Genomic DNA, 305 nt, shown 5'->3' with positions numbered 1-305 from the left:
GCGTTTCGTGCGGCCCATCCTGATCATATCGCGCTGACCTACATCAATTGTTCCGCTGAAGTGAAGGCGCTGTCCGATATCATCGTGACTAGTAGCAGCGCCGAAACAATCCTGAGCCAAATTCCGCCAGAGCAGAAAATTATTTTTGGTCCAGACCGACATCTTGGCGGCTATCTTGCCCGCAAGTTCAACCGTGAGATGCTGTTGTGGCCGGGTGTATGCATTGTGCATGAGGCATTTTCGGAAACCGAGCTTTTGAAGTTGAAGGCGCAATATCCCGGCGTTCCTGTTGCCGCCCACCCCGA

At 53.1% G+C, this 305-nt stretch carries 1 protein-coding gene; it reads left to right on the top strand.

From position 1 onward, the window contains the following. Positions 1-305 (top strand): quinolinate synthase NadA (gene nadA / locus A6X21_RS25850; RefSeq protein ID WP_165603654.1); only part of this gene is annotated, 305 nt, incomplete at both ends.

Origin of the sequence: Planctopirus hydrillae (assembly GCF_001707835.1) — a bacterium.
Taxonomy (GTDB): domain Bacteria; phylum Planctomycetota; class Planctomycetia; order Planctomycetales; family Planctomycetaceae; genus Planctopirus; species Planctopirus hydrillae.
Note: the sequence above shows the minus strand (reverse complement) of the source record. Positions and strands in the feature narration are given on the sequence as shown.